We start from the raw sequence: 24,488 nt of genomic DNA, 5'->3' as shown, positions 1-24,488 counted from the left end.
GTTCGAGCACGACGCAGCCAAAACAAAAGCTGCATTGCTGCGGTAAGGCACTATGGAAGAGGAACCGAACGACAAAATCCAGGCTGGACAGCGTGTTGGCGCAACGACTGATCTGCCGCACGATCGTATCACCGTACAGCGCTTTCGCGAGTCTTTCCCGCGCGCTCGGTGGAGCGACAGCCTGAATGCGTGGTTTGTGCCCGGCCGCACCGCCGAGAGGCGCATCGGCCGCTGGCTAGCCGAGATGGAGGCAGAGGCCGACGCTTTCGCCGACGACAAGGGCAGGGACGCCTTTACCTTCGATCCGATCGAAAGCCGCTATCTCGAAGCAATGCCAGCGGTTATCGAAATCCGGACGCCTTACGCGCGAACCATCGTCAATGAGATCCGGGAAATCCCGCATGCCCGTTGGGACGGCGATCGCCGCCTGTGGACTGTGCCTTACCGTTCTCTTGAGGAACTCCGCCGGCGATGGCGGGCGATCGAGGCGGCGGCCGGGCGCGCTGAGCCGCAGGCGCGACGCGCGCGGCGGGACGCCATCAGGGGGGCCGAGGAGGAAGAGGCGTCCAAGGCAAGGATAAGGGAGCGTCGGCGGAAACGCTATCCCGTGCTCGCCGATGATGGCCCACCGTTCCAGCGCGCGATTGGCACCCATGTCGGCGTCGTTTTCTTCATCGGTACGGATGGTGAACTGGCGGATTCTGATACGGTCAGTGCGTTCTACTTTTCCGCAGGCGAGGGAGAGGAATACATCTGGGCATCGTGGCGGTCCGGATCGCTGGAGGAACTGGTGGCGACCTGGCCCGCCAGGACGCCACCCAAACAAAGCGAGCTCGGGCGAGGCTGGTGGCTGCCGACGCTGGAGGAGTTGCGAACGGCGCGGCGCAGCGCCAAATCCAGGCGGCGCACCAAAGGTCGCCGGCAAGAAGGTTCCTCTGGTGGGAGCACAGCAAACGACCCTTGACGAATTTCGACGCTTGCCGCCGATCGAGCCGCGCGAGATGGGCGGGCTCTGGAAAGGGCGTGGCATCCCAGCCGGGCATCCTTTCGATGGCGTCCTGGAAAATCTCGGCTGGTTCGGCAAGCGGTTCAGGCCGGACATGCGCGCTGATGCATTACTGTTTCGCTTCGACGAACGGCGCTTGGTTGCCATTGATCCGGCCAGAATTCCGCTACGGCTGGCGCTTCGTTTCCATAAAGTCGGCAGGATGCGCCTTGCGAAAAACCTGTTTGCCTATCTCCAGCGCGGACTGCGGGCGAGGGGTCCAGTCGCCTCCCTGAAGACGGTCGTGTTTGGCGGCGTTGAGAGTGCGGCCATGGTCTACGACGACCAGCCGATCGTCGACTATTTCCGTCGGATTGATGAGGAGAGACTCATGGGGGCGATGACGATCCGGGGCGAGGAGCCGGTCTACTTCTTTGAACTTGAGCGCGTCGACGGACCTTGAAAACCGAACGGCCGGATATCATTTGTCGCTCACTACCCGTATCGATGACCGCCTTGTCGAGCAGTTTGCTGCCGCGTGTGGTCGTCCGGGTCGACAGGGCGCTCCCCGTGAAGGGTCGAGCGCCCTGTCCATTTTAGCGCGTTGGCCCTGCGTCGGTGCAGCCCCGGGCTGATCAGTTGCTCGATCTCGATCAGGCGCGAGTATTCATGCTAAATTCAGCGTTGCTAAACTATGGGTTCCGCTTCCGATGATTATCCAGGCATCCAGTGGGCGGCTCATGAGCGTTGAAGCCATCAACAATCCGATTACACCTTCGCAATTCGAACAGGTCCGACTGGTTTACCAAGCAATCATAGCGCTGCCTTGGTTCTTCGACTCGGAAGACACGCGCCAGGACTGTGCCGATCTGGTGATGCGCCGTTATCGCCAAGGCACGACCGACCCCGCTCGGCTGTTTGAAGAATGTGTCGAGGAAGCCAGACACCGCTTCGCTCTGAAGTAGGAGCGAATTCAGGTGCCGGCTTCGCCGTCGCCCGACTCATCCCTGTCTTTGGCGGCGTTCTCCTGAGCGACCGACGCGATTTGCGCGTCCATGAAAGCGAGGTGATCCGGATATTATCTCGAACGGAAGCCCCGCTTCCATAGCGGCAACCATGAAGCTTGCTCGCGCAGCCAGCATTGTCGTTTCCCCTGCGAGATAGGCCTGACAGTTCCTGACGGCACGAAGGTATGAGGGCCCGGATGCGTCGGGCCAGAGTTCATACAGGCAGTTCAATGCGTGCTCGGCGCTTTCAACCGGCACCCAATCCAGGCCGAGCTTGAGAGCGACGATCTTATCAAAACCTGCCACGTTCCTTTACGCCCTTTGGCAACGAGACCAATACTCCGCTATCCTGTCCAATAGAGGACTTGCCTTCCCAGGCCAATCGTCGCGCCGCTCCAATCTCTTGTGCGCTATCACGCTGGCTGCGGAAGAAGTGTGATGGAGGCTTCTCTTGGATATTTCATTGACTTAATATCCAGCGAAACGGGCAGGGTGGCATGGCATCACAGCTTGATATGTTTTCCGATGACGAGCGGCCGCGAGTCATAGCGCTGGAGACGACCAGGAAGGCGCGGCAATCCTACCCCCTTCTTTCGGAAGAGGACATGCTGCGTGCGCTTGAAGCGACGGGGCGGTATCGCGTCCTGAGGAAGCTGGAGCCACGCCAGGTCGTTGATGTGTGCTGCCCGGGTTTCCCGCTGACCGGCGTGATCGTCGACACCGAGACCACTGGTCTCGATCCTCGCCAGCATGAAATCATCGAAATCGGTCTGGTGGCCTTTTCGTTCAATGAGCAAGGCGACGTCGGTGATGTCTTTGGCGTCTATGGTGGCTTGCAGCAGCCGATGAACCCGATCCCACCCGAGATCACCCAGCTTACCGGGATCACGGATGAGATGGTTGTCGGTCAGGTTCTCGACATGGGCGCGGTGCGCGCCATCGTCGAACCGGCCGATCTCGTCATCGCGCACAATGCCGCCTTCGACCGGCCCTTCTGCGAAGGCCTCAACGACATCTTCGCGCGCAAGGCATGGGCGTGCTCGGTCTCCGAGATCGACTGGAGCAGCCGGGGCTATGAAGGTACGAAGCTTGGTTATCTCATCGGCCAGAGCGGATATTTCCACGACGGACACCGCGCCGTCGACGATTGCTTCGCACTGCTCGAGGTTCTGGCCGGAGAGCGCAGTGGCGCCGAGCGTTCTGCTTTTGCGGCACTCTACGATGCCAGCCAGCTTTCACGCGTCCGTATCTTTGCGGAAAATTCTCCTTTCGATCTGAAAGACCATCTCAAGGCGCGTGGCTATCGCTGGGCTGACGGTAGTGATGGACGCCCCAAATCCTGGTGGATCGAGATCGCCGAAGCAGACCTGGATGAGGAGCTTCATTTTCTGCGGGCCGAAATCTACCGCTGGCCGGACGCCGATCCACCCATCCAGCGACTGACCGCATTCGACCGCTTCCGCGCGCGAAAATAGATGCCTGCCTTTTCTCCGCCTCACTCAGCGTCCTGAACCTCTCGCAGTCACTTGTAGGACGTGTGGCGCAGGTTTCCGTCATGAGTCCAACCGCGAAACTCGATTTCGGCAATCAGCGTCGGCTGCACAAACGCGAGGGAATCGTCGACAAATTACGGCTTCGTTTTTGCGGTTTTGGGCCTAATTGTGTAGTTCCATTCGCCGTGGAAGGTGTTGCGGATGATATTGAGTTGGGCCATTTCGGCGTCGGAGATTTTGATGCCGGCGGGATAGAGATTTTCATCGAGCTCGCAACGCACCGTCAAGCCGGCGGTCGAGGTGGTCGCTGCGATGAGTTCGACGATGGTACGATAGTCGACAAGTGGTCGTCCCCGCCAATTGCGTGAGATGAATGAGAAGAGGCGGTGCTCGATCTTGTTCGATTTGCTGGTTCCGGGCGGCAGGTGCAGGACGATAATGTTCAGACCCAGTTCGTTGGCGAGCTTTTGCAGTCGACCTTCCAGAGGCGGACGCGCGAGCCGTTGCTTCCCCCGCCATCGGCGGTGATCGTCAAGGTATGGGCGTGCGGATGGCGGTCGCGTCCCATGCTCTTCCACCAGGAACGGATTGCATTGACGGCAAAAGCCGCCGTGTCATCGATCCCGACACTGACCCATCCCTTGTCGTCGGCGATGTCGTAAATACCGTAGGGCGCGGCGCGACCGAGTTTGGGGTCGACGAAGTCGTGGGCGCGGATCTTTTCGGGCGATCCGGCCGGCTGGTATTCACGGCCGCCATTCCTGAAGTCGCCGACCAGTTCTTTCTTCTTCGTATCGACGGAGATCGCCGGCTGGTCGGCGGCGATGGCGGCCTTGACCGTCTGGGCGATATGCTGGAACTGAGCGTCGCCGGCATGGCCTGATCCCTCGAGCGTCTTTCAATTAGCTTGCAGAGAGTAGCCAAGTCTTTTCAATAGGCTCCCGACGACGTCGTAGCCGACCCGATGGCCCATGGCGCAAAGCGCGCTCGACAAGTTGCGCAGGCTTTTCGAGGTCCACTTCCACCGCGACATCGGATCGCCGCGCGTTGACGGATCGACAAGACCTTCGAGGTCGGACAGATGCGTGGGGTCCGTCTCGGTCAGGGGCTTGCGACCCGCACCCTTGCGCCGCACCCCGCCAAGCGCTGAATCCGGCGCTTGGCCGCGCAGTTCGCGCAATCCATAGCTGATGGTGCTGCGCGCGATCCCCGTCGCCGCGCTCACCGCCGCGCTCCCGCCCCATCCGGCCGCAAGCGCTTCCGCCGCAGCAAAACGACGACGGCCTCGCTCGTCCAGCATCGGACTGAGCGCTTCATAACGCAGTTTTATCCCAGCAACATCGATCACCGACACGCTCTACAAACAAACCGCGAAAATGGGAATCCACAATATCCAACTTCCCGATTCAGAAATTTATCGATGCTTCCTAGGTTCTTGCCTTTGAGCGGCACGGTAGGCTTTTTACTCTTCAGCGTGTCGAGCGTCTTCTTAAGATACTCCGCATCCCTGAGATTGAAGCCGGTCCCGACGGAACCGACGTAAGCCCAGTCATGGCGCTGCCTTGCCGGCAGGAGCAGGTTGTCGATGCTGCCGCGGGCTGCGGTCGATTGTTCATAGTCGACGATCATGAAGCTTTCGCTCTGGATGCATTTGACCTTCAACCAGTCGCTGGTGCGGCCGGCGCGATAGGGCTGATTCCGATGCTTGGCAATGATACCCTCCAGCCCCATCGAGCAGGCATGCGCCAGAAGGGCGGCACCATCGCCGTGCACCTCCTCGGAGAGCTGAATCGCCCGCAACGGCCTCAGAACAGGAAATCGGCCTTCGACAAGTCGTGAAAATTGACGTGGTCAAGGGTCAGCACGTCGCCGTGCCCGAAGTCGAGGACAGCATCGCCGCCGTTCTCATGCATGTGCCCCTTGAGATCGCCGAAGCTGCCGAACCCCTTCATAGCGCTGAGATTGATCTTGTCGTGATCGTTGCCGGACACCTGGAAGTCGGTGAACTCGTCGGCATCAAATCCCGTGGAGAAGATGAAGACATCAGCGCCGCCGCGGCCCGTCAGGACATCGTGGTCCAAGCCGCCGGAAAGCTGGTCTGATTGACTGCCACCCTTCAGGTGGTCGTCTCCGACATTGCCATCGATGAGCCCGTGGACCACGCCGTATTTGCCGTCGTAGAGGTCATCGCCCGCATAAAGATCGATTTTGCCGTCGACGATACCCTTGTTGATCACGGTATCGTCGCCATAGAAGGTCTGGATGCCACAAGCCTGGCCACTGATGGTGCCGGTGTTTACGATGGTCACGGCGCCATCCAAGTAGCCGACAACTCCAATACCTATCCCCGCCCCGCCCGAGATCGTGCCGGAGTTATGCACATCTGCGTTTCGGGTGCCGAGCTCGAGGCCATATGCGGTCGCGTTAATCGTTCCTGTATTGGTAATCGAAAGATTTTCGCCGCGGGCATCGATTCCCCAATAAGAATCGATCTCACCGTGATTGGTGATCACTGCGCCGTCTCCCTTGGAAAGGATGCCATCATAGACCGAGTTGATTAGCCCGGTTGCGCCGACCGTGACATGCACGCCAGAGGGCTGGGTATAGTCATTGCCCAGTGCAAGGCCGACATTGCCCGACAGGTGACCATTGATTTCGAAGGAACGCCCGGCCGCATCCGAAGTTGCATCGATGGCAAAGCCCGATGGCAGCGTGATGCTTCCGCCTTCGGCAATGATATATTTTGTATCCGCGGCATTGGCGTCGACGATGGTATGAATATCGCCGGTGACTGTGTAGGTCGATGTCATGATGCTTTCGTTCCTTGTAAGCCGGGCAGGTGGCTGTGGCGCCATAGGGCTGCTCGGTTGCTCTGCCTCAGTAACGGGCGATCACGCCGCTTTGACTTTGTTTCATTTGTTTCAATTGTATCAGCCGGCGCATCGCGAATTAGATGAGGGTGTGTCCGCGAGATCGGGGGCCGAGGATCCGATCGCCAATGGTTTTGTGGTCGCCATGCATCGGACAAGCGGCACCCGAGCCGCGGCAACTGAGCGGGCTTGAGTAATTGCAAGTCATAAGTTGGAGGCCGACGGTTGTGCCCTTGCCGAAAGCAGCGGGGGACGCAGTGTCAGCTCGAGAGTGGGGCATGCGCTGAGATCAATCTCACTGGCTGCCTTTTCGCACCTCGCCCTGATCAACAGTGCCTATAATCTCGTCAATCACCGCGGTCCTACCAAAGACCGCTCAAAGTCTTGACGCTGCTCCGTTCGGATGCTGCATCTTGCGAGCCGCTTGCAGTTTTACGGTGATCAAAGACGGCAAAGTTCCATGGATAAGAGAGCCCACGGCCGTTCCCGCCGCTCTCGTCCCACCCGCTGACAGTTCCAGGATCATCGGAATGGACCGTACACCTTCTGCCATAGAGCACCTCGCAGAGCCCCGGCGGGGTCTGCCATCGCGTGTGTGTAATCGCTTTGATCGGAGGGGAGATTTGGGCCTCCTGCTCCGGGAACTCTGCCGCTCTGATCCTGTTTATGGTGATTGGATGTCCTCAATCGAAACAGAGGTTTGATTGAGACGCGGGCTTTCCGGCCGCCTATATCGCAACGACAACGCGCGCAATTTAGGAGAACCATGACGACGACACGGATTCCCTACCAAGGAACACTTAGGAGAAGATATCCGGTCGGCGCCGAATGCAGCGAAGGTGGTGTCTCATTCCGCCTTTGGGCACCGGCCCGCAGCCGTGTATCTGTTTTGCTCGCGGATGGTACCGAGCATGCCATGGCTGCAGGCGAGGGCGGATACTTCAGCCTCAATGCACAGGGTCTCGGCGCTGGTGCGCTGTACCGTTTCCGACTGGATATGGTCACTGACTTGGCCGCCGACCCGGCCTCCCGCTTCCAGCCGACAGGGCCCAGCGGTTGGTCGATGGTTGTCGATCCCAATTCCTATGATTGGCGCGATCAAGACTGGCGAGGGATAACAGCTGACCGTCAAGTGCTCTACGAAATGCATTTTGGCACCTTCACACCAGAGGGCAGCTATGCGGCGGCGGCTGAAAAACTGCCCTTATTGAAGGGAATCGGCATCACTTGTCTTGAAATTATGCCCGTCAACGAGTTTTGCGGTGACTTCGGCTGGGGCTACGACGGGGTCTTGCCCTATGCCCCGTCACGCCTCTACGGCCAGCCTGACGGTCTGCGGGCCTTCGTCGACGCGGCCCATGGGCTCGGCATCGGCGTGATCCTCGATGTCGTCTACAATCACCTCGGCACGACACATCGTTTTTCCGACCTCACCCCCGACTATTTCACCGACCGCTATGCCAATGACTGGGGCAGTTCGATCAATTTCGATGGCAATAACTGCCACGGCGTGCGGGAATTCTTCTCAAAGAATGCGGCCTATTGGATTGATGAGTACCACTTCGACGGACTGCGCCTGGATGCTACACAAGCGCTGTTCGATGCCGGTGACGAGCACATCATCGCTCTCATCGCCCGAGAGGCACGCGCCGCGGCAAGCAAGAAAAGCATTTACATAGTCGGGGAAAATGAACCGCAGGAGACGCGGCTGGTGCGGCCATCCGCCCAATCGGGCTACGGGCTGGATGCGCTGTGGAACGATGATTTTCATCACTCCGCCATGGTGGCATTAACCGGCAGGAGCGAAGCCTATTACCACGACCATCGAGGCACGGCACAGGAGTTCATCTCCGCTGCCAAATACGGCTATCTTTTCCAGGGTCAGCGTTACGACTGGCAGGATGCGCCGCGCGGACGGGCTGGCTTCGATCTGCGACCGCAAAACTTCGTGCACTTCTTGCAGAATCACGACCAGATCGCCAATTCCGGCAAAGGCGCCCGCATGGACCGGCTCGCCTCCCCAGCCCGCGTGCGGGCGCTGACGGCGCTGCTGCTTATCGGCCCACAAACACCCATGCTGTTTCAAGGCCAGGAGTTCGGCGCATCGAGCCCGTTCTTCTATTTCGCCGACCTTTCCGGCGGCGAGATCGACGCCGTTCGCACCGGACGGCTCGACTTTCTGAAGCAGTTCCCCAGCCTTCGGGATGAGGTTTTTGCCCAGACTATGGCCAATCCCTCGGCTCGCTCCACCTTCGAAACATCGAAGCTAGACTGGGCCGAGCATGCAGAAAACCACGAAATCGTCAGGCTACATACCGACCTTCTCGCGCTCCGGCGCAACACGGCAGCATTCAACGCTGAGCCAAACTCTGGTGGGCGCAGCCTGGACGGAAGCGTAGTCGGCGAAAGGGCCTTCTTGCTGCGCTTCTTCCTCAGCATGCCCGAAGACGAGCGGCTGCTCATAGTGAACCTCGGCCCGGACATCACCATCACCGGCCTCGCGGATCCGCTGCTCGCCCCGCCAACCGGCAGCCAATGGTCGGTTGTTTGGTCGAGCGAGGATTTCGCCTATGGAGGAAGCGGCCGGCGACCTGCGGATCTGCAAAGTCGCTGGACGCTCAGCGCCGACTGCTCCCTGATTCTGGCGCCGGTGACGAGAGGCCGCCGCGCAACGCCGGACAGCGATCAGTTGAAAGAGTGGCAGAATTACATTTCAGAGTAGCAGCGTTTTATCCGGGAACGCCGCCAGCCTTGCACCATCGGCTTTCTGTGGGGCTGATATATTTGGACACAACGTCCCCACCATGTTGCTTACGAGGATATGGCTATGAGAGCTGAATGCGATTTCGCACCGCTTTACCGCTCGACTGTTGGTTTCGACAAGGTCGTCAAACTGCTCAGCAATACACAGCGCGTTCAGGCCGTAGACGCTTGGCCGCCTTACGGCATCGTAAAAAATGGCGAGAACCGCTACGCTATCTGCCTTGCCGTCGACGGCTTCTCCATGGGCGACCTCGACGTGACGCGGGAGCGCAACGTCCTCGTAGTGGAGGGCGGCGCTGCTCAGAAGCGAGAAGGCGAGTATCTGCACCGCGGCATCAGCACACAGTCGTTCGAACGACGCTTTGAGCTAGCCGACCCCGTCCATGTCGAGGGGGCGTCGCTCGCCAACGGACTGTTGGCGATCACGCTCAAACGCGAAATTCCAGAGCAGGCCAAGCCGCGCCGCATCGCGATCGAAAACGGCTCGTCCGCGACCACTTCATTGCAAATCGAAGCGGACAAGCAGGCCGCCTGAAGCAGAACACTGACTTCATATTTGTGCCGGGGGCGGTCCCGGCACGCACCGATCCATTGAGTGACGATCCATGGAGCGAAAAATGAGAAAGGGCCCAGTAGACAATTCCGTCACGACCGCTGGCCCAGAGGGATTCATCGTGTCGCACCTCCTGCACCGGACGGCCCATTTCGGGCATCCAACAGATGTGCTTTGCGCGACGCATTTGTCCGCACAGGAAAAGCGAGCGATCTTGGCGTCTTGGGCCAGCGATCAATATACGGTCGAATCAATCCCAACACTGCGTCATTATCCCGGCTCCAGTGGCGAGGTGTCTCTTGCCGAGGTCTTGGCCGCCTTGGGTCGCTTGACTGGGACGCGCACGAGGAATGGAAGACGCCAGGTGACATCGACCGGCCCAGGCGGCGTCTGGACCTGCGTTGCCTGGCGCCGATACGCCGCAGGCATCGCAAGAGTTTGGCATGAGGCTGACATGGCTGTCGCTAAGCGTATTGAACAGGGCCAATCAAGCCGTCGGCAGGACGAGCGGCCCGGCGACAGTTGGTCGAAAACGACACTGTCGACGATGCCGAGACATGCGCTCATGCACCCCGATCGGCCCGTGTGGCTGGGCGCGACGCGCGTCGGACAAACCACGACGATCCTTCGTCCCGTGAACACTGACGAAACGATGGTCGAGCATCTCCTCGACGCGTGGCGCGCCGCCAGAATCACTCATCTGTTCGTCAAGGGAGACGGCGCAATGGCACGGACCGCGTCAATGTTGAGGTCCGAAGCGGCGGCGATCCGTCGTTTCGGTGTGGGGAACACCTAGAAGTGTATCGCAGACGGTTGTCAGACACGGGCCCATGGGGTTCTCTCCCGGAGCCTACCGTAATCCTCGACGCGGCGTTTGGTTCCAACGTCTGTGTCGCTGACCAACGGATAACGAGGTTTGGCGATCATTACACTTTTCAGTGATGAATGTTTCTGTGCCGAAAGACGGAGGTCTCGTAGCACGAGGATGTGCCCGGTAGACGACCACCCGAGCGCACCCGTCGAATTCATCTCAGATGAAGAGCGCGCCCAAATCAGTCAATACCGCTTGGCGACAGTGGTGCTGAATCGGTACGAACAGCAAGCAGAAGATGTGGCTACGCCGGGCGAGAGCCCGAATACGGACGCGAAAATTCACGGCTTTCGTTCCCGCGTCGCCGAAAAGGTTGAGTCGGAAGGCTAAATGGCAACTTCTCGCACCCGGCTGTCAAGAACTCCACCCTCGACGTCGACTTGGCGCCTGAGATCTCTTGGAGCTTGTCATGAAAAGAGGCCTTTCTATTTCCAGGCCTGTTGGCCTTGCTATACGGTGGGGTGTTTCTCGAACGTCAGACGCTTTCCTTCAGGATCATGTTCCCATGTGCAGTTGTGCCCGAGGACGAATTCAATCGTATTCACGTAGCGCTCGGTTTCGTCTCCGCCCGCCACGTTTGCGCTGATCCAGTCCTTGGGAATGCTCATCGACATTCCCGGTTCCATTTCGTCCAGCATGCGGAGCAATTGATTCAGGTCCATGTGGTCTCGATTATTGAAAGATCGCAGAAGGCTCGATCGGAGGCTGAGGGTCATCTTTATCCGATACCAAGATCGACTTCTGTGGAGGTGCCCGCCGGAAGCTCACCCGAATGGGGCCCTTCCAGGTCGACGAGAGGACCCTCTACCCGGTTAGGTCTTGTTTGAGCGCATCCGACTTTGCGCTCACGGATCCGTCAATGCCGCCCCCACTTCCTGGGCGGAATAACTCTGTTCGTTTCCTGTGGCGACGATGTCCGCGACCTCAAAATCGACAAGTTCGCCAATGTCCTCATGCCGCACGATATCTGTGGTTCGAGAGTTTGCATGTTCCGACAACGGCCTCGGCAAGCGATGTTCCGGCGCGGGCAACAGGTGCCAGAAACTTCCCTCGTCAAACTGCGCTGCGCCGGATATCTTCCTCGGTCATAACTTCGACTTGAAAATCCATGAAGGCCATCATGTCGTCGAACACCCTGAACGGCAGGCCAAGTTCCATCACCGCGACTGAGAAGGCAGCCCTTGCCGCGATCGGCGAACCGCCATGGTCGAGATAAGCACGGCATGCGGTCAACGCCCGCTTATATGACGGGCCTGATCTGTCCGGCCACGCATCGGCCAACATACGCGCGGCGTCCATCGCATTGTCCACGGCCAGCCATTCGCCTTCCATGTTCAACCCTACAACCTTGTCGAACCGCGAGGAAACGGGCGAACTCAATACATCTTCCCCCAGAGCCGAATTCTCATATGCCATCTCGTGCCGCCTCCATACGCGCGCGCTTTAGGCGCTCAGTCTTCTCGTGGCGCTTGACGGTTTCGGCGCGTGCCATTGCTCTAAACAGGATGTCCGTCCTCTCTCGTCGGGCGTCCGGACGCAGGTTCGTGAGATCTGATTCGCCAAGGCTGAGATTGTCGTTTTCGTCGTCCGTCATAGGTCCCATCGCGTATGTGGTCTTTTCCGCCCCCAAACTGCTGACGAGCCGAGATGGTTCCACGCACGAACGAATGCGGGCCCGCCTCGACCAGTTTTATGGAACCCATGAGTATCGACTCATCACCGCAGCAAGAGTTGTCCGTCAACAGACTGCTAATTTACCGCTCAGGCTGTGCCAGCGTTCGGGACTGACGAACGAGACGGCGGCGGGGGAGCCAGGTCCGTCATTTCCTGTTCCGTCGGGACCTTACCGTCCGGTGTCAGGTCGTCGACGGCCTTGGGGAGGTCACGAGACAAGCGGGCGAGGACTTCCTCCGCCGATAACCCGGTCTTGGCGACGAGTTCATCGATGATTTCCGGCCCGAGCGCCTTGGATAGCTCGTGGTCTTCGATCGTGTCGTTCGGTCCGGTGTTGACCCACGAGTCCGCCTTATCGACACCATTGTTGCGGAACTGCTCTAGAAGGCCGCCCAAGCCGCCGCTGAGGATGCCGCCTGGTGACGTACCGCCGAGTAAGCTTCCGAGACCGCCATTCGAAAGTCGACCAAGGATATCGCCGATGCCTCCCGTGTTGGCTGGCATGGTGCCATCGCGGTCGGGCATCTGTGCCCCTTGTCCGAGGTTTCTGAGTACTTCGGCGATCTTGTTGCGGTTCTGATAGCCCGCGACAGCGAGGACTGCGAGCAGCGCGGTCAGTGGTCCACGTGACATTGGAAACTCCTGTTATGTTGGACGCCGCGGCAAAAGCGGTGCGGCTCGACATCGGTTCAACGCAGCGGAGGTCTGCGCGTTCCGAGCCGATTTTGGCCACCGGCCTACCACTACGACGTCATAGTTTCCGCTGCGCCGGAACATTGCCACCTGCTTCGCTGTTTGCCGGGCGTATGCACTCGGTTCAGCTGTTTATCCCTGCAAGATCAAAGGACATCATTAAATGCGAGGAAATCGCAACCAGCGTTCAACGTGAGTTGACGGACCGCGACGGCGCCGCGACGGCTTTCTTGAACTCACTCGCGAAAGGACTCTGGTCGGGCGGCAGATCGGAAGAAAATAGGGTTGTCGTGATCTATGTCATGGGTCGACGGGGCCGACGGAGAATAGCGGCGCGAGTACCGAGGCGGGCTGGAGAAGCTGTTGAGCCAGGGAGAGCTGCTTGTGCGGTTCCTGCCAATGGGAAGCTCTAAACCGTCAAGGACAAGAGCAGCCGTCACGTAATTGTCTGTCGAAAGCATGGTGAGTTCGCGGGCTGCCCGCCAAACACGGGAAATGAGCGTGGGGTGAATAGATCGTCGCGTGTTCGCGCATGGGTGGGTTGGCACTCAGGCGGACTGCATGAGCTGGATCAAAACCACCGTTCGAACCCTGGCAAGCGAAAACCCTGGACGGAGGTCTCATCTGAACACCGGAGCCATTCTCTGGCTATGTCATCTACGGGGTATAGGTCTCGATCGGCCGCGTCGTCGAGAGCGCGGGATCTCAGGGCAAGCCACAAGCGTGCCGTTCGGGATCAGACCGCCGTTAGCGGCGACGAACGACTGACGTGGCTGCGGTCTCTTGTCGACGGACCACTCACTTCTCACCTCATCGCCCCTTCGATGTTTCACAGGCGGAACTCTATGCGGCAGCGCGCGCCCTGAGGACGCAATTCGTAATCCATTTTGCTGAAAGCGGGTGCCAATACCTTTGTAAGCAGTTGGAGGCCGAAGCCTTGGCGGCTCGTTTCCGTCACGGGTGGCCCGCCGGATTCCAGCCACTCGATCGAGGCGGTTTCGTCGTTGCTTTGACAATCGATCATGACCTTCCCTTCGCGCGCAGCCAAGGCACCGTATTTTGCCGCATTGGTCGCGAGCTCATGCAGCGCTAGGGCAAGAGACACATTGTAGCGAGGCGGGATAAGTATGTGCGACCCGGTGATCGTGAACGGGTCCGGCCCCCGGGTCCTGTAGGGAGCGGTCACCTTGTCGATTAGTGTCTCGAGATCGAAAGAGGCCCACTCGCTTTGCATCAGGATGTCATTGGCGTCTGCGAGTGCTCGCAATCTCGAACGAAACGCCTCGAGGCCGGCTGAGATGTCGATGCCCTGCCGAAACGTCTGGCCGGCTATGGATTGGACGACGCTCAGCGAGTTTTTCACCCGATGGTTAAGTTCCCGCATGAGCAGGACTTGCCGTTCCGCGTTCCGCTTGCGCTCGTCGATGTCCATCACGACGCCGACGACGCGTTGCGGCTCACCCCCGCCAGAGAGCAGTATCTCCGCCCTCAGCAGCAGCCATCGCTCCTGGCCGTCTTTCCTGTTGATCCGGAACTCAGCTTCAAAGTGGCTTTCTCCCTGGCCCAACGCTGCAATCGCCGCCTCCCTTGTCTTGCCCTGTTCTCCGGGCACGTAGCATTCCCTGAAGTCTTCCAAGGTAGGCTCCTCTTCGGCCGCAAAGCCAAAGAGGCGCTTTAAATCAGGAGATGTCGCAAGCGAGTTGGTTCGAAGATCGATTTCCCACACGGCCATGCCGGCGGCCTCGATCGCCAACCTCTGTCTGCGTTCGCTCTCCTCAAGAGCTGCCGCCACCCGCTTGGTATCCGTTATGTCCTGGATGCAGCCGATATACCGGATGGCCTTGACCGTGTCGCTGCCGATCTCAAAGACCGCGTTGCCCTCCGCCCGAACCCATCTTAGTTCGCCCGTGTCCGCCCGGAAGATGCGGTATTCATATGGCATGTCTTCTCGCAACGCGGGGTCGATCGCCCGTTTGGCCTGCGCGGAAGTGTGGGGGAAGTCATCGGGATGCGTGACGGCTCGGACCATGTCATACGTGATCTCTCCGGACGGGGCGAAGCCGAAGATCGATCTGGCCCGCTCGGAATAGTCGAATTCGTTGGTTTGAAGATCCCAGTCCCAGATGCCGATATTTGCAGCTCTCAACGCTAGTTCAAGTTTCGCATCACTGCTCATGCCATCTCCGCAGGTTCATCGTGCGTTCGACTGCGACCCCGCCGAACTGTTGTAGCATCTTTCGCACCCTTGAATAGACTGCTTGTTGCATGCGGGTGGTTTCTTCAGATTTCGGTCCGTTGTTCTTCGATAGTGCGGCCCACGGCCAAGTATCTGGCAGCGGACCGCTGTCCGTCGAAAGGGTAAAGCTCCGACTGCCGATGATCAGTATTTAGGTGCTGGCTCGTCCATAACAACATTGGAGAAGCACAATAGGTCCGCGCACCAGATGGTACTTTGGTTTTGACTTCGGTCGATAGCTAGCTTTGCTGGGGCTGCATGCATACAGCGGTTCACCGCGCATCTTCGGCTGTCACATCTAGGATTCGACAGCTTACCGATCCCGTTCCCTGAACGCCTCGTGCGTCTTGTGCTCATTCGTGACGTCCACCCTAAAGCATCGGGTGTTCAAGTGTTGCGGGAGCTGGAGCGCGGCATGCACGTCTGCGGCGGGGACCGGAACGCCATCTACGACGACTACATCCAGAAGATGGACGACAAACTCAACTACCTCACCGACCAAATGGCGACCCTCGGTGCCATGCAGAAGTCGTTCGCCTCCTACGAGGAACAGAACCAGTCGAACATGGACACGATCTCGAAGGGAGTGGGCAAGCTGGTCGACGCCGACATGGACGCGAGTTCCGCGAGGATCAGGGCGCTGCAGGCGCGGCAGCAGCTCGGTATCCAGTCGCTTTCGGTCGCCAACGCCGAGGCCGACAGCGTGCTCAGATTGTTCCAGTGACATCTAAAGTTCCGACATAGTCAACAGGCACGGCGGATGACGGCTTCACGCTCAACGAGGTCGTCTCCCACGAGGAGAAGCACAACGACGCTAATGGCGAGGCCCGTCGGACACCTGAGTGGAACTTTCCACATTCAATACGGATGCCGAAGGCAACTAAATGTGTGGCGACAGCACGCTGCCTGGACGTTGCCCGCGCGTTCTCGTCGGCAACGTCGGCGACGCTAATCGAGGAATTACGCGAGCTGAATGCTCCCGGTCGATGCTGTATCTTGCGACGGCACTCCCGATGAGGCAGCGTCGCAAAACCGCCTGCACTGTATTAAAGCTATTCCGTTTCGATGAACACAAACGACCGATCGGCAGCTTCCAGCAATGTGTCGGCAATTCGACCATAGGAAAGCCCATCGCCGACGCGGCGGCTGACCCCGAGCACAATCAGATCGTAACGGCCACGCCGAGCATGCCGCAGAATGGACAGTTCCGGAGAATCGCCTTGTTGAACGATTTTCTGGGCAGAAACCCCATAGTAGTTGGCAACTTCGTCGATCCGGTCCGATGTGGCTGCATGCATGTTCGAATTGTCGCTCACGCGCGACCGCGAGCGCATCTGCCCCGGTCCGACAATGTAGATCACCGACACCGAACACCCGGTTGCCTTGGCGATGAGAAAGGCGAACTCGGCCGCACGTGTCGAACGTTCGGTGCCGCTCACGGGCACAAGAATACGCATGTTCCTGTCGTCGGCGATACCCTGTCCGCGAGAAGAGATGATCACCGTGGTGCCCTTGAAGGCAGATGTCATGACCGAGATTTGTTCGTCAAACCCGCCGTCGGCGGCTGCGACAGGCTCGACGCCGATGAACAACAGATCGTGGCCCTGGTCCGAACCTTCACCCAGGATTTTGCGTAGATCAGCGTTCTTGACCCTGGTGATCACGTGAATGTCGCCTTGCGCGGTGGTGCCGGTGCCCGCTTCCGACGCGATTGCCCCGCCCGCAGTTGATTTCACGCGTTCGGCGACCGACTGTGCGTCGTCGCTGTTCGTCGGAGAATTATCAGTGCCTTCCGGCAAGTCTTTGGCCGCCTCGTCCTCGATGATATTCAACACCGTAACTGGCGTCTTCCTCATGACTACGAAATGGCCTGCGATGCGGGCCGCGAGGTCGCTGCTGGGCGTGAGATCGACAGCGAGCATGATGCGCTCGCAATTCGCCAGATAGCTCTGGTCCTCGAACTCTTCCTGTTTGAGCCGGTCCCGCTCCTCTGAGCGCATCGGCAACCTTGCCAACGCCCATCTGAGCGAGGGCGGCATCGCCATGGTGGTGACGACGGCCATTGCAACAATCACAGAGAACAGCTTTTCGTCGAGAACGCCCACTGCAAGCCCGATCGAGGCTACAATCACTTCCGTCGACCCGCGCGCATTCATGCCACATCCCAACGCCATGGCCTCGGCAATGGAAAATCCTCCAAACCGAGCACCGGTGAATGCGCCGGCGAATTTGCCGACGCTAGCAATGACGATAAGGCCGACCGCAAGCAGGAGAATGTGGGGGTCGAGGAGCACGCTGAGATCGGTCTTGAGACCCGTCAGACCAAAAAATACCGGCATGAACAGTGCGGTCGTCAATGCGCGCAACTGCCCCTCTATTTGACGGGTGAGGATTGGCGATTCCCCGACGAGAATGCCAGCCACGAAAGCGCCGAGCACGGTGTGCACGCCGATGAGGTCGGTAATGATCGCCATGCCACCCATGATCGCAACTATCGCGCTCAAGACGGGCAGATCACTGCGAAACGTGTCGTTGGTAAGCCTGATGGCCTCGAACACCAGGCGTCGTCCGATGGTGAAACTGAAGGCCATGAAAGCCAAAGTGCCGATGACGCTTATGGCGAGGGTGCGGACGTCTACTGAACCTTTTTCCGCCAGGCCAAAGGTGATGGCGATGATCACCCAGCCGACGGTGTCGTCGATGATCGCGGAGGCAACGATCAGCTGGCCCACGTTGCGGCGCATGAAGTCCATCTCGCGCACCACCGATGCGACAATCTTGACGGAAGAGATCGAGAGCGCGGTACCGAGGAACAGTGCGGTCACCAGCCGCTTATTCGGGTCCGAAAGGATGTCGGCCGGGATCAGCTCGCCGAGGGCGAATCCCAGCACGAAGGGTATGAGGATGCCAGTCAGCGATACGCCAAGTGCAGCCCGCCGCAGGCGTATGGCAAGGCGCACGTCCGTCTCCATTCCGGCGAGCAGCAGCAAGAATAAGATACCGAGCTGCGCCACGGCGTCCATCATGCTCTTTTGCACTTCAGAGCTTGGAAATATTTGTGTCTGCAACTGGGGCCAAAGAGCGCCGAACACGCTCGGACCCAACAATATTCCACCGATGATCTGACCCATGATCGAGGGTTGACCGATGCGGACCATCAATTCGCCCAGCAGCCTACCGATCACGACGAGGATGATGATCTGGATCAGGAAAAGGGACTCGGATGGTGCGTGAGCTTGGGACGAGGCCGCCAGGGCTGGAGAACAAGCGATGACAAGACAAAGCGCCACGAACACCGACGCCATCGGGATACGATGGCGCGGCAAAATCCTGTTTCCAAAAAAGCTCATGAGGCCACGCGACGCTGGAATTGAAACTGCAACGCTCGATCCAGACCCGCGTTCCGCCCGGCCAGAAAAGTACCTTGGCCGCCTCTTCAAACGTCGCACGAAACACTGCTCGGAGCGCCGACCTTGTGGCTTTTGGAACCATAGAAGTTGCTCTAGCTTGTGCCGTCTATAGCCAACGAGCAGAGGAGCTTGACGGTCATGACGAACGCACCGACGTTGCCGGCGACTCCCAAGCCGAGTGCGCCAATGACATCTTCCGAACTTGTCAACACCATGTCGCACTTTCACCGCGCCGAAATCGCACGCATGGCCGGATGGCGGGATCGTCTCGACCGCACGACGAACTGGGCGCTTACAGTCGCGGCCGCGATGCTGTCGGTTTCTCTCTCCAGCCCGAGTTCCCACCATGGCGTGGTTCTGTTCGCTATGCTGCTGACGCTGCTTTTGCTCTGGATTGAGGCGCGCCGCTATCGCTTCTTCGACGTCTATCGCGCCCGCGTCCGCCAGTTCGAGCGCTACTATTTCGCTCAGATTTTTTCCCCACAGCCGGATTTCGCGTCCAATTGGCTGCTCATTCTAGGCGAGAGCCTGAGGACCCCAAAATTCCTCATCTCACAGCGGCTGGCGTTCGCCAGGCGTCTAAAGCGCAACTACATCCATGTCTTTGCCATCTTGCTGGCTGCCTGGGTGTTGAAAATCTCGACCCCCAACTTGCAGGATCAAGGTCCGAAGGGCGATTTCGTCCACTCTGTACTGGAAGCAATCACAAACGCCGATCTCGGCCCTGTCCCGGGTGTCGTCGTTGCCGCAGTCGTTGCAGTCTTTTATTGTGTCCTGGTCTTTCTCGTATTCTTCACCGCCGACGAAGAGGGGGAACTTGCCCACGGCGACGTACATGTTTGATGCTCAAATCCACCAAGGGGCATCTGATTGTTCCAGGTGCGGTAACCAGTTGAAGGCTCGGATGCTTCACAAGAAAGGCGTACGCTTCTTCCGCCGTGCTGGCCTCGATCACGGAATAGCCTTCGTCGGCCAAGATGCAGGATGCATCCATGAGGATGAGCGGCTCATCGTTGACGACGAGTGCGATCGGGTCGCGAGGCGCTGGGAGTTGTTCGCTGTTCATTTCGGGGCAATCAATTTGACGACAGTTGGTTTGCCGTCCGTTTCCGGACATACGCGGAAGCATGTAGCAAATGCCACAAGACACATACCCGCGCGTTTCGGTGGCTGCTATGCCTACGGTCTCCAACCACGGGACTTCCCTGGCGTGTTGGAATGCCTCCTTTCCGGACGATGGTGGCTGTTCGAAGCAACGCGCCAGGCAAACCTCGACGGCCTGGTCCGCATTGGCGTCGGTCGGGACGCGGCGGAGATCGCGTTCGCGTCGCCGTTCGGCGAGATGGAGATGGGACCCGTGACGATAATGATTGAGCCGCGGACGGCTCGCCGGAACTGCCGGGACGGACGACCGATGCCATTTCGACTAAGGATCGGCTCCGAACGCCGGAGCGCAGTGAGCCAAGTCGCGAGCTACAATGGGCGTCGCGCCATGTTTCGTTGTCTTCGAGGGCGACGTCCCTGAACCGCGCGCTGGCTTATCCACTCGGTTACCGGGCTGCATGCTCCCTATCTCATTCCGGTTCTCTGGAAGAGAGATCGGATAGGATCAAGTTTGCCAGCGCGACGAACTGGCCGCGGGGAAATTTGGCCAGGTAAGCTTCGATCATGGCTTTGTTGCCAGTGTCGCGGACAGTTTCCCAAAAGGCCAGTTCGATGGCTGGATCGCCCTGGGGGGTGCCGCCGCCCTCAATTCGGGCTTTCGCCAATTCTGCGAATTGGCCGTCGGGGAACCGATCCAGATAGATCGCGTATTCAACCGGGTCACCGCTCTCCCGCACAGTTTCCCAAAACGAGACTTCGACTGAATTGTCGTCGTCCTGACCATTACCTTGAGGAGAAAGCGTATCACCGATATCGGAGAACGATTCTCGATTTTGGGGGGCGGTCGAGATTTCGAGGATCGGCTCCCCCTCCGGTTCGAACTTGGCACGGAACACCCGCAAGGGGCGCGCGATATTCTTGATGTTCTGTTCACCGAGGTCTTCGAACTCGGCGTCGACTCGGTCGCGCAAGTGATCCCGCACGCCCCTCGAAACACAAATGCCTCCGACATCGGCCAGCGTCTCGAGGCGTGCCGCGATGTTAACTCCGTCGCCGAAGATATCCCCGTTCTTGACCATCACATCGCCCACGTTGATCCCGATGCGAAAGTTCATGCGGCGATCGTCCGGTAGCTTCTGGTTGGCGCGCCACATCGCCTGCTGGATCGCGACCGCTGATTGGAAGGCGTGGACGATGGACGGGAATTCGGCCAGCACGCTGTCTCCCGCGGTGCCAAAAATCTGGCCATGGGCCGTTTCTATCAACCCGTCAACGATGGTGCGATGCGACGTGAGCGTGGCCAGCGTCTGTTCCTCGTCCAGGTGCATCAAACGTGAATACCCCTCGATGTCCGCCGCTAAGATCGCCGCTAGCTTGTTCGAGAGGAGGAGCTTCCATCGTGTGGGTCCTTGGGTTGCCAATGAGGCGATTGCCAAGCGGAGAACCTCTGAGACCCGTCTTCACAGTTCTCCGCGAGGCCGCGTCAAACATCAACTGGCGGCACGACGGGTTGTTCCACGAAGCGGGCGCAGGGCGTGCGATCGTTTCCGTTGATATTTCGTTGTCTAGGGCCGCCCGGCGATGTTCGCTCCGCACAGAGCAATCCGTCGGCGAATGATGCGACCTCGATCGCCTTACTTTACAATTTCCGAGAGCGCATACCCGCCACCCCTGTCAAGGGCGGGCTTGTAGGCAGCGAGGCCGTGAATACTCTCGAGCCAGGCGACGGCCGCCTTTTCCCGTCGGCGACGAAGCCTGGTAGCGTGCGGCTTCGAGCGGGAACGACTTCATGATGTCGGCGGCGGTCAATTCGGTGGTGGCAAACCACGCGCGTCGTCTCAATTCCTGCTCCACGAAATCGAGGTGTAAGTCGAGCATCGGCCGCAGCCTCTTGGCGGCCAAGCGGCCAAGCAGCCGTAGGCGGCTGACGACCAGCGTCGCGACCATCGGGGGCATAAGCGATCCTTCCGCGTAGTGGAGAAACTGGTTGTAAAGCAGAACGCTTGCCCGGTCGTTTGGCCCAAACGACCGCCCGCTTTCTCCGCGAGATATTCGCAGATCGCGCCCGTCTCGACCAGTGTCAAATGACCAACATCACCGTCGGTGTCTTCCAGGATCGGCGATTTGCCGAGGGGATGGACGAGGCGCATCCCGGCGGTGCCCTTATAGTCGGCGGATCACGCTGGTGCCGGCGGACTTCTGAGAGCCCGATTCAAAAGTTCATTCGTAGATCCAATACCTTGCGATACGCCTTGTGAGCATTCGGATTGAAGCGATTTGCGCCCATGCGGTTGCGCTTTCGAGCGATTTTTCCCAGTCCTTGGCGAGGCGGCGGCAACGGCCGAGCCAAGCAAATGTTCTTTCGACGGTCCGCTGTACAATGTTGCGTGGAACTGGGCGCCTGGCTTGGTGATTTTGGGCCGGCTGGGCCATCAAGCGGCGGAACACGGAAGATGATCTCGATGTCTGCATCGTCGATTTCGACCCGGCGAACTACAGTACAGATGATCTGCCGCATGCCGGTGCGGTCAAGGCTGGTGAGCCCTGTTTTCACCTTGGCGGAGAAGTCCTCCAGACGGCTGACGAGGAGTGATAGCTCACGCTCGTTCTCGGCCACCTTGACCGCGGCCCGGTGCTGCTCCTTAAGGTGGGAGAGGCGTTGTTTCAGGCCAGCGATACGCGGCTCGAATTCGGTCTTGTCGATAACGCCCTCGGCATAGCTGTCAATCAGCCGGCCGATGCCCCGATGCAAGGCCGCGATCTGTCGTTCCAGGCGGGCGATCTCTTCTGTTTCACGGGTTTCGTTACGGGCCTGAAGCAGGCGGCGACGTTATTCCTCAGCCATCCGACGTGGGTCCTCCATGAGCGCCTTCACCTGATCCCAAACCGCTTCTTCCAGATGATCGCCGCGCACCGGTGAGTTGTTGCAAACGGGATGGCCGCTGAAACGGTGACCGTCCGCACCGGTACAGCGATAGTAGCGCAACGTGTTGGTCGGATCGTACTTGTTGTGAACACGAGGAGCGCGCTTGCCATAATAGGCATAGCCGCAACGATGGCAAACGGTGAGGCCCTGCAGCAACCAGTCTGAGCTTGGCGTGCGTTGGCGCTTGCGTTGGCGGTTCTCCTCAAGCTGAGCACGGACCGCCTCAAACACAATCGGATCGACGAGCGAAGGAACAGGAATCTCGATCCACTCTTCAGTCGGAACGGGAACACGGGACGCGGCGTGCGGGGCGGGTTGCGAATGGCCGCGGATCGGTCGCAACCGCGGTCGTGGTGGTAGGTAGCGGCACCGCCCGAACGCGGCACGTCCGACATAGGCAGGATTGGTAAGCATGCCGTGGATCGTGGAAGCATACCAATGAGTGACACCTGCCCGCGTCTGGCAACCGATCTGCTCGAGCCGCCGGCATACCTCCCGCAGGCTCATGCGATCCAGACCAACCCATGCGAAGATCAGACGAACGATATGCGCCTCCGCCTCCACCACCTCGAAGCGTGCCACGCCGCCGCCTTGATATCGGCTCACGTAGCGGTAGCCGAAGGGCGCGCCCGTCAAAGCGCTGACGGAGCCGGAGCGTGCTGCGTGGCGGCGACCACGCCGGCTGCGCTCGAGGATCTTGGCCCGCTCGTATTCGGCGATCACGCCCTGAACCTGGAGCAGCAAGTCATCCTCGGCCGTGCCGCCGATGGGACGGTTGAGGAACACGATCTCCACACCGGCGCGACGGAATTCGTCGATCAGCAGCGCCTGATGGGCGTAGCGGCGGGCAAGACGATCGGGAGCGTGGACATAGAGGCGGTCGACATGGCCGGCGGCAACCGCATCTCTCAACCGCTCCAACGCCGGGCGAAGCAAGATCGAACCGCTGTAGCCATCATCCACGTAGCTGTCATCTGGCTCAAGCAAGAAGCCGTCGGTGGCAATATGTTCCTGCAACGCCGCGACCTGACTGGCAATCGTATTGTCGCGCGTTTGGGCTTCGCTCGACACCCGCGCATAGAGCGCACATCGCATCTCGGTCATCGCTCACCTCCCGATCTCGCTATCGCTTTCGTCACCTTCGACGAGGGGCCTGCTCTCTCTGGCCGTTGCTTCGTGCGTCGTATTGTCGGCACAAGCTGGGCGTAGGCCTCGAGCAGATGTTGGGGGCCGGTTCTTGTCGCTTCGAACGACACTTGCACGTGCAGCACAGGGCGATCCATGCACCGGACCATGTGCGCCTCCATCGGCCAACTCGCAGCTCGACCGTCGATGGCGCATTAAATCCTGCCGCGGCTCTGATTCGGCCGCGACAAATCGACTCTCATCCCGACTACGGCCATCCTCAACAGGCGATTGCCTACGATGTGGACGCTCGATGCGCACTGGCCACTCGAAACCAGACTTGGCAACATTGTACAGCGGGTCACAACCCATCGGCGCGGTAGCAAGACGAAGCCCGCGGCCTTGTCCGAGCGCTTAACGATTTCGACTGTCCACTGCCCGTGACGGCGCATCGCCAACTTCAACTTGTCGCCCGCATAGCCGCCATCGGCGAAGATATGGCGCAGCCATGGGAAACGGTAGCGGATGGCCTTGAGAACATCGGGCGCACCGTCGCGGTCCTGCACGTYGGCCCCATGGATTAGCACGAAGATCAGAAATCCGCACGTATCGGTGACGATGTGACGCTTGCGACCCTTGATCTTCTTTCCCRCGTCATAGCCGCAAACGCCGCCGCTTTCCGTSGTTTTRACGCTTTGRCTGTCGATGATCCCCGCCGTGGGTTGCGCTTCTCGTCCTTCGATCTCTCGCGCGGTCATCACCAAAAGCTGATTGATGC

Annotated in this window: 21 protein-coding genes and 6 pseudogenes; 10 read left to right on the top strand and 17 right to left on the bottom strand. The window is 59.4% G+C overall.

Annotated elements, in window-relative coordinates; all coding sequences use genetic code 11:
- Positions 1-52 precede the first annotated feature (52 nt).
- From AC1DYF_RS13315 to AC1DYF_RS13305, 3 genes are all read left to right on the top strand, one after another.
- Positions 53-964 (top strand): hypothetical protein, encoded by a 912-nt coding sequence (locus AC1DYF_RS13315; RefSeq protein WP_477877211.1) that lies wholly within the window; start codon positions 53-55, stop codon positions 962-964.
- A 37-nt stretch (positions 965-1,001) separates the two neighbouring features.
- The gene (locus tag AC1DYF_RS13310) at positions 1,002-1,448 is read left to right on the top strand and encodes a DUF4334 domain-containing protein (RefSeq protein ID WP_477877394.1); all 447 of its coding nucleotides are present in this window, start codon (positions 1,002-1,004) and stop codon (positions 1,446-1,448) included.
- Between the two features lie 277 nt (positions 1,449-1,725).
- Complete coding sequence (locus tag AC1DYF_RS13305; protein ID WP_477877210.1) at positions 1,726-1,950, top strand: hypothetical protein; 225 nt, start codon at positions 1,726-1,728, stop codon at positions 1,948-1,950.
- Between the two features lie 36 nt (positions 1,951-1,986).
- On the opposite strand, the gene AC1DYF_RS13300 is transcribed toward AC1DYF_RS13305, so the two are convergent.
- Positions 1,987-2,298 carry a DUF982 domain-containing protein gene (locus tag AC1DYF_RS13300; RefSeq protein WP_477877209.1) on the bottom strand — a complete coding sequence of 104 codons (312 nt, stop codon included), beginning with the start codon at positions 2,296-2,298 and terminating at the stop codon, positions 1,987-1,989.
- Between the two features lie 191 nt (positions 2,299-2,489).
- Between AC1DYF_RS13300 and AC1DYF_RS13295 the strand changes: the two genes are divergently transcribed.
- On the top strand, positions 2,490-3,467 hold the full coding sequence (locus tag AC1DYF_RS13295; RefSeq protein ID WP_477877208.1) for a 3'-5' exonuclease: 978 nt from the start codon (positions 2,490-2,492) through the stop codon (positions 3,465-3,467).
- A 47-nt stretch (positions 3,468-3,514) separates the two neighbouring features.
- Here AC1DYF_RS13295 and AC1DYF_RS13290 read toward each other — a convergent pair.
- The 4 genes and pseudogenes from AC1DYF_RS13290 to AC1DYF_RS13275 form a co-directional block, all read right to left on the bottom strand.
- A pseudogene (locus AC1DYF_RS13290) lies at positions 3,515-3,604 on the bottom strand (ATP dependent DNA ligase); the annotation flags it as partial.
- A gap of 15 nt (positions 3,605-3,619) precedes the next feature.
- A pseudogene (locus AC1DYF_RS13285) lies at positions 3,620-4,785 on the bottom strand (ISAzo13 family transposase).
- 80 nt (positions 4,786-4,865) lie between these two features.
- A pseudogene (locus AC1DYF_RS13280) lies at positions 4,866-5,279 on the bottom strand (ATP dependent DNA ligase); the annotation flags it as partial.
- An 11-nt stretch (positions 5,280-5,290) separates the two neighbouring features.
- Positions 5,291-6,295 carry a calcium-binding protein gene (locus tag AC1DYF_RS13275; RefSeq protein ID WP_477877207.1) on the bottom strand — a complete coding sequence of 335 codons (1,005 nt, stop codon included), beginning with the start codon at positions 6,293-6,295 and terminating at the stop codon, positions 5,291-5,293.
- A gap of 826 nt (positions 6,296-7,121) precedes the next feature.
- Here AC1DYF_RS13275 and treZ point away from each other — a divergent pair.
- From treZ to AC1DYF_RS13260, 3 genes are all read left to right on the top strand, one after another.
- Positions 7,122-9,077, top strand: coding sequence for a malto-oligosyltrehalose trehalohydrolase (gene treZ / locus AC1DYF_RS13270; protein ID WP_477877206.1), 1,956 nt, complete (start codon positions 7,122-7,124; stop codon positions 9,075-9,077).
- 105 nt (positions 9,078-9,182) lie between these two features.
- Positions 9,183-9,653: an Hsp20 family protein gene (locus tag AC1DYF_RS13265; RefSeq protein ID WP_477877205.1), complete on the top strand. Its 471-nt coding sequence runs from the start codon at positions 9,183-9,185 to the stop codon at positions 9,651-9,653.
- Between the two features lie 472 nt (positions 9,654-10,125).
- Positions 10,126-10,467 carry a hypothetical protein gene (locus AC1DYF_RS13260; RefSeq protein WP_477877204.1) on the top strand — a complete coding sequence of 114 codons (342 nt, stop codon included), beginning with the start codon at positions 10,126-10,128 and terminating at the stop codon, positions 10,465-10,467.
- 524 nt (positions 10,468-10,991) lie between these two features.
- Here AC1DYF_RS13260 and AC1DYF_RS13255 read toward each other — a convergent pair.
- The 5 genes from AC1DYF_RS13255 to AC1DYF_RS13235 all read right to left on the bottom strand — a co-directional run bounded on the left by AC1DYF_RS13255 (position 10,992) and on the right by AC1DYF_RS13235 (position 15,085).
- Positions 10,992-11,204 (bottom strand): hypothetical protein, encoded by a 213-nt coding sequence (locus AC1DYF_RS13255; RefSeq protein ID WP_477877203.1) that lies wholly within the window; start codon positions 11,202-11,204, stop codon positions 10,992-10,994.
- A 391-nt stretch (positions 11,205-11,595) separates the two neighbouring features.
- Positions 11,596-11,922 carry a DUF982 domain-containing protein gene (locus AC1DYF_RS13250; RefSeq protein ID WP_477877202.1) on the bottom strand — a complete coding sequence of 109 codons (327 nt, stop codon included), beginning with the start codon at positions 11,920-11,922 and terminating at the stop codon, positions 11,596-11,598.
- A 25-nt stretch (positions 11,923-11,947) separates the two neighbouring features.
- Positions 11,948-12,136, bottom strand: coding sequence for a hypothetical protein (locus tag AC1DYF_RS13245; protein ID WP_477877201.1), 189 nt, complete (start codon positions 12,134-12,136; stop codon positions 11,948-11,950).
- Positions 12,137-12,303: 167 nt separating this feature from the next.
- The gene (locus AC1DYF_RS13240; protein ID WP_477877200.1) at positions 12,304-12,849 is read right to left on the bottom strand and encodes a YidB family protein; all 546 of its coding nucleotides are present in this window, start codon (positions 12,847-12,849) and stop codon (positions 12,304-12,306) included.
- Positions 12,850-13,738: 889 nt separating this feature from the next.
- Positions 13,739-15,085 carry a sensor histidine kinase gene (locus AC1DYF_RS13235; protein ID WP_477877199.1) on the bottom strand — a complete coding sequence of 449 codons (1,347 nt, stop codon included), beginning with the start codon at positions 15,083-15,085 and terminating at the stop codon, positions 13,739-13,741.
- A 475-nt stretch (positions 15,086-15,560) separates the two neighbouring features.
- Between AC1DYF_RS13235 and AC1DYF_RS13230 the strand changes: the two genes are divergently transcribed.
- Positions 15,561-15,869 carry a flagellin gene (locus AC1DYF_RS13230; protein WP_477877198.1) on the top strand — a complete coding sequence of 103 codons (309 nt, stop codon included), beginning with the start codon at positions 15,561-15,563 and terminating at the stop codon, positions 15,867-15,869.
- Between the two features lie 328 nt (positions 15,870-16,197).
- Here AC1DYF_RS13230 and AC1DYF_RS13225 read toward each other — a convergent pair whose 3' ends face one another.
- Positions 16,198-18,495, bottom strand: coding sequence for a cation:proton antiporter domain-containing protein (locus tag AC1DYF_RS13225; protein ID WP_477877197.1), 2,298 nt, complete (start codon positions 18,493-18,495; stop codon positions 16,198-16,200).
- A gap of 246 nt (positions 18,496-18,741) precedes the next feature.
- On the opposite strand from AC1DYF_RS13225, the gene AC1DYF_RS13220 reads away from it, so the two are divergent.
- Together AC1DYF_RS13220 and AC1DYF_RS13215 are read left to right on the top strand one after the other, a co-directional pair.
- Entirely contained in the window at positions 18,742-19,398 is a 657-nt protein-coding gene (locus AC1DYF_RS13220) for a DUF2270 domain-containing protein (protein WP_477877196.1), read from the top strand.
- A gap of 307 nt (positions 19,399-19,705) precedes the next feature.
- Positions 19,706-20,015: pseudogene (locus AC1DYF_RS13215) on the top strand (transglutaminase family protein); the annotation flags it as partial.
- Between the two features lie 114 nt (positions 20,016-20,129).
- Here the strand turns inward: AC1DYF_RS13215 and AC1DYF_RS13210 are convergent.
- From AC1DYF_RS13210 to AC1DYF_RS13185, 6 genes and pseudogenes are all read right to left on the bottom strand, one after another.
- Positions 20,130-21,095, bottom strand: coding sequence for an adenylate/guanylate cyclase domain-containing protein (locus AC1DYF_RS13210; protein ID WP_477877195.1), 966 nt, complete (start codon positions 21,093-21,095; stop codon positions 20,130-20,132).
- Positions 21,096-21,333: 238 nt separating this feature from the next.
- Positions 21,334-21,606, bottom strand: a complete 273-nt coding sequence (locus AC1DYF_RS13205) for a glutathione S-transferase family protein (protein ID WP_477877406.1) — start codon at positions 21,604-21,606, stop codon at positions 21,334-21,336.
- Complete coding sequence (locus tag AC1DYF_RS13200; protein WP_477877194.1) at positions 21,498-21,809, bottom strand: glutathione S-transferase N-terminal domain-containing protein; 312 nt, start codon at positions 21,807-21,809, stop codon at positions 21,498-21,500. The genes AC1DYF_RS13205 and AC1DYF_RS13200 overlap by 109 nt, the downstream gene beginning before the upstream one ends.
- Before the next feature lie 70 nt (positions 21,810-21,879).
- A pseudogene (locus AC1DYF_RS13195) lies at positions 21,880-22,026 on the bottom strand (IS5/IS1182 family transposase); the annotation flags it as partial.
- A gap of 463 nt (positions 22,027-22,489) precedes the next feature.
- Positions 22,490-23,689 carry a recombinase family protein gene (locus tag AC1DYF_RS13190; RefSeq protein ID WP_477877193.1) on the bottom strand — a complete coding sequence of 400 codons (1,200 nt, stop codon included), beginning with the start codon at positions 23,687-23,689 and terminating at the stop codon, positions 22,490-22,492.
- 377 nt (positions 23,690-24,066) lie between these two features.
- Positions 24,067-24,488, bottom strand: a pseudogene (locus AC1DYF_RS13185) (transposase); the annotation flags it as partial.

This window comes from Rhizobium sp. P2_G9, assembly GCF_056403475.1.
This window is presented reverse-complemented; position numbering and strand designations above follow the sequence as displayed.